This is a genomic window from Micromonospora sp. NPDC049799 (assembly GCF_040656655.1).
Classification (GTDB): domain Bacteria; phylum Actinomycetota; class Actinomycetes; order Mycobacteriales; family Micromonosporaceae; genus Micromonospora.
The window spans coordinates 1-3,428 of sequence record NZ_JBFAMU010000522.1; the positions used below are offsets into that span (position 1 = coordinate 1).

Sequence of the window (3,428 nt, forward strand, 5' to 3'; positions counted from 1 at the left end):
CGGCGAGGTCGGCGAGGAACGGGCCGAAGTGGGGAGAGCGGGCGGCGGTGCGGGCCGCGAGGGCACGGACCGCCGCGACGCCGAGCGCCCCGTCCCCGTCGAGGCGCTCGGCTCCCGGCAACCAGCGGGGGAACATCGTCAGCGCCAGGGCGTCGAGCTGGTCGAGAAGGGCATCCACCAGGTCGCCGAGCGGACCCACGACGGCGGGCCGGTAGTGCACGACGGCGGGCGCCGACGGTGGCAGCGGGTCCAGTGCCACCCGCAGCAGTTCGGGGTCGACGTCCGGCAGCTGGCTGACCCTCCGTGGCGGCGGAGCCGCCCACCAGTCCCCCAGGGTCACCGTGCCGCGGTGCCGCGGACCGCCCAGGCTCGCGCGGTGAGCCGGACGGACCCGTCCGCCTCGACGGGCAGGCAGGAGGAGAGGAGGTCGCGCAGCGCGGCCCGGTCCCTCTCGGCCAGCGATGCCACATAGGTCGGTGCCGCGCCCTGACCACCCAGGAACGGCGTCCAGTACGCGTCGAAGTCGGCGAACACCGTGGGCACGACGACCGGCTGCACCGCGACCGCCTCCAGGCCGGCGTCGGTCCACAGGGCGTGCAGCGCGTCGGGATGGCACAGCGGGAACCGGCGTCCCTCGTCCAGGTTCGCCGCCGCCGGGTCGAGCGTCTCGGCCGCCGCCCAGAAGTGACGCATCATCGCCATGCCCTCGGCGTAGTCCCAGACGTACGCGGCCGCGACGCCACCGGGCCGGACTACCCGGACGAACTCGGCCGCCGCCCGCGGCGGATCCGGTACGAAGTTGAGCGCCAGCCCGCTGACCACGACGTCCACGCCGTCGTCGGTCACCGGAAGCGCCCGGGCGTCACCCACTTCAAAGGAGGCCCGGGGGTCGTCGACCCGGTCCCGGGCATGCCCGAGGAATCCGGCCGACGGGTCGACCCCGGTCACGTACGCCGGGTCCGCCTCGGCCAGGACCGTCGCGGTCAGCGCGCCGGTGCCGCAGCCCACGTCGAGCCAGCGCAGGCCGGCCGGCAGGTCCAGCCAGCGCAGGAAGTCGCCCGCGACCAGCCGGCTCCACCGGCCCACGTACGCCTCGTAGGCCGCGCCGTCGGCCCACACCGGTTGCGCCATGCCGGCACCCTACGACACCGACGGGCCGACGAGGGGTCCCGGAGGCGATCCAGAACGGTGCCGTGATCCCCCGGACGCTCGCCAACAGACCGCCACGCATGATGGCCGGCTTACCCGGCGACCTGAACGTGGTTCCGGACCAGGCGCAGCATCTCGTCGACCGAGCCGGCCGGATCGGTGACCGGGAACTGGACGGCGCGCACCGTCGCGGCGTGGTCGAGCAGCAGCGTGGCCCGCTTGAGCCGGTCGGTGCCGGCGGCTCGGAAGGTGGGCAGCAGCAGCGCCGTGGCGAGCCGCCCGTCGGCGTCGGAGAGCAGAGGGAACGGCAGCTCGGCGTGCGCGGCGAAGGCGGCCAACTGGTCCGGACGCTGAGTGCTGACCCCCTGGATCCGCGCACCAGCGGCGGCGAAATCGGCGGCCCGTGCCGCGTAGGTGCTGGACTCGAGCGTGCAGCCGGGCGCGCCGGGAATGTCGCCCCAGTACGGCGGGAGGCCCTGCACGCCGGGTACGAACGCGCCGGGGAAGCAGTAGAGCACCGTCCAGGCACCCGGGTCGGCAGGCGACACCGGTACGCCGTCGTGGCGCACCAGGGTCAGCTCGGGGATTCGGCGTCCGACGAGGGCGTGCACCCGGCGCGCCTCCGCCGACCCGGCCGCCGCCGTGGCGGTGAGCGCCCCGTCGCCGAGCACGTGCCGGTCACCCCACTCCTGTAGCGCGATCAGCACCGGCAGCAGACCTTCGCCCTTGGCGGTGAGCAGGTAGTCGTAGCGCGGCGGACGATCCGTGTACCGCTGACGGTGCAGCACGCCGTGCTCGACGAGGGCGGCGAGACGCTCGGTCAGGGCGCGGCGGCTCATCCCGAGCCCCCGTTGCAGGCCGTCGAAGCGGGTCACGCCGCCGGCGATGTCGCGGATGAGCAGGAAGGTCCACCAGTCGGTCAGCACGCCCAGGGATTGGGCGATGCCGCAGTCCACGTCCGCAAGGTCGACTCTTCTCACACCCACCACTATAGTCAGTTCCATTATGAAACTTACTGCCTTCTGGCGCTGGTGGGCCGCCGGCACGACAAGTCACCTCGGCTCGGCGGTCGGCGGGGTGGCCCTGCCGTTGACCGCGCTGACCGTGCTCGACGCGTCGGCCTTCGAGATGGGTCTGATCGCGGCGGCCGGCTACCTCGCGTACCTGTTGATCAGCCTGCCGGCGGGGGTGATCGTGCAGCGCGTCCCTCTGCGCGGCATGCAGGTCGCCCTGGATCTGATCCGGGCCCTCGCCATCGCGTCCGTCCCCCTGGCCTGGTGGATCGGCGCCCTCACGGTGGCCCAACTGGTCGCGGTGGCCCTGGTCGTGGGCTTCGCCAACGTGCTGTTCGACGTGGCGAACCAGACCTTCCTGCCGGAGATCGTGCCGGCCGCGCAGTTGCAGGCGCGCAACAGCCTCAACTCCGGCACGCACGCGGCCACCCAGCTGGGCGGGCCGTCCCTGGGCGGACTCGCGGTGCAGCTGCTGGGTGCGGTGCCGACGCTGCTCGTGGACACCGTCAGCTATCTGGTCTCCGCCGTGCTGCTGCGCACCCTTCCGGCCCGGCGGGTGCAGCGACCGACCGAGCGGCCACCGATGGCCACGATGATCCGCGAGGGCTGGCACTACGTGCTGCGACACCCGATCATCGGGCCGGCCATGTGGGACGCCACCGCGACGAACTTCGTCTGCGGCGCGATGCTGGCCCTCTTCCCGTACTACCTGGTGCGGGAGCTGCACGCGCCGCCGGTCATGGTCGGGCTGCTGCTCGCCGCCGACGGCCTCGGCGCGCTCATCGGCGCCGCGCTGACCACCCGGTTCACCGACCGGGTCGGCACCGCACGTGGTCTGATCGTCGCGGCCTTCGTCGGCGTGGCCGGCGCGCTCATCATTCCGCTGGGCACGGGCACCGCCGCCTACGTCGCCTTCGCCGCCGGCAACATCGTCTTCTCCGTGTCTTCGGTGGTGCTCAGCGTGACCACCCGCACCTACCGGATGCTCGCCAGCCCGCCGGAACTCCTGTCGCGGGTGATCGCCACGGTCAAGTTCGTCTCCTGGGGCGCCATCCCGCTCGGCGGCCTGCTCGCCGGCGCCCTCGCCGGGCCGCTCGGTGCCCGTACCACTCTGCTGGTCTTCGGGGCGCTCACCGTGCTGTCACCGGTCATCTATCTATCGACGCCGATCCGCCGGCTGCGCGACCTGCCGCTCGACGCCGCCCCGCGACCCGCCGAAGTCCGGGTGTGAACACGCAGCGGGTCCGCCCGGCCGGGGAACGGCCG

At 73.4% G+C, this 3,428-nt stretch carries 3 protein-coding genes and 1 pseudogene; 1 reads left to right on the plus strand and 3 read right to left on the minus strand.

The features are described 5' to 3' along the window. The 3 genes and pseudogenes from AB0I76_RS25615 to AB0I76_RS25625 all read right to left on the minus strand — a co-directional run. Positions 1–340, minus strand: a pseudogene (locus AB0I76_RS25615) (hypothetical protein); the annotation flags it as partial. Further along, positions 337–1,131, minus strand: a complete 795-nt coding sequence (locus AB0I76_RS25620) for a methyltransferase domain-containing protein (protein ID WP_357040381.1) — start codon at positions 1,129–1,131, stop codon at positions 337–339. The pseudogene AB0I76_RS25615 and the gene AB0I76_RS25620, both read right to left, overlap by 4 nt. A gap of 110 nt (positions 1,132–1,241) precedes the next feature. After that, the gene (locus AB0I76_RS25625; protein WP_357040384.1) at positions 1,242–2,129 is read right to left on the minus strand and encodes a winged helix-turn-helix transcriptional regulator; all 888 of its coding nucleotides are present in this window, start codon (positions 2,127–2,129) and stop codon (positions 1,242–1,244) included. A gap of 25 nt (positions 2,130–2,154) precedes the next feature. Between AB0I76_RS25625 and AB0I76_RS25630 the strand changes: the two genes are divergently transcribed. Further along, positions 2,155–3,393 carry an MFS transporter gene (locus AB0I76_RS25630; RefSeq protein WP_357040387.1) on the plus strand — a complete coding sequence of 413 codons (1,239 nt, stop codon included), beginning with the start codon at positions 2,155–2,157 and terminating at the stop codon, positions 3,391–3,393. The last annotated feature ends 35 nt before the right edge of the window (positions 3,394–3,428 follow it).

Coding starts and splice junctions, on each gene's coding strand:
- AB0I76_RS25630 (WP_357040387.1), top strand. CDS start 2,155: ATGAAACTTACTGCCTTCTGGCGCTGGTGGGCCGCCGGCACGACAAGT.
- AB0I76_RS25620 (WP_357040381.1), bottom strand. CDS start 1,131: ATGGCGCAACCGGTGTGGGCCGACGGCGCGGCCTACGAGGCGTACGTG.